4 tRNA genes are annotated in these 377 nt (G+C 50.1%); all 4 read right to left on the bottom strand.

The window, feature by feature from the left end:
- Positions 1-89 (bottom strand) — tRNA-Leu (locus LQ611_RS14005).
- Positions 90-95: 6 nt separating this feature from the next.
- Positions 96-170, bottom strand: a tRNA-Gly gene (locus LQ611_RS14000).
- Between the two features lie 32 nt (positions 171-202).
- Positions 203-284, bottom strand: a tRNA-Leu gene (locus tag LQ611_RS13995).
- Between the two features lie 5 nt (positions 285-289).
- Positions 290-365 (bottom strand) — tRNA-Lys (locus LQ611_RS13990).
- Positions 366-377: the final 12 nt, after the last annotated feature.

The following is a 377-nucleotide window of genomic DNA, read 5'->3' as shown; positions in this document are numbered from 1 at the left end:
TGGTGCCGAGGACCGGAATCGAACCGGTACGGTAATCACTTACCGCAGGATTTTAAGTCCTGTGCGTCTGCCAGTTCCGCCACCCCGGCAAATAATGGAGCAGAAGACGGGATTCGAACCCGCGACCCCAACCTTGGCAAGGTTGTATTCTACCGCTGAACTACTTCTGCAAAATTAAATGCTTAAATCATATTAATAATAATGCGGGTGAAGGGAGTCGAACCCCCACGCCTTGCGGCGCTAGATCCTAAGTCTAGTGCGTCTGCCAATTCCGCCACACCCGCTTAAATGGTGAGCCATAGAGGATTCGAACCTCTGACCCTCTGATTAAAAGTCAGATGCTCTACCAACTGAGCTAATGGCTCTAAAACATGGTG

The sequence above is a fragment of the Mammaliicoccus sp. L-M44 genome (assembly GCF_022386355.1).
Taxonomy (GTDB): domain Bacteria; phylum Bacillota; class Bacilli; order Staphylococcales; family Staphylococcaceae; genus Mammaliicoccus; species Mammaliicoccus sciuri_A.
This window is presented reverse-complemented; position numbering and strand designations above follow the sequence as displayed.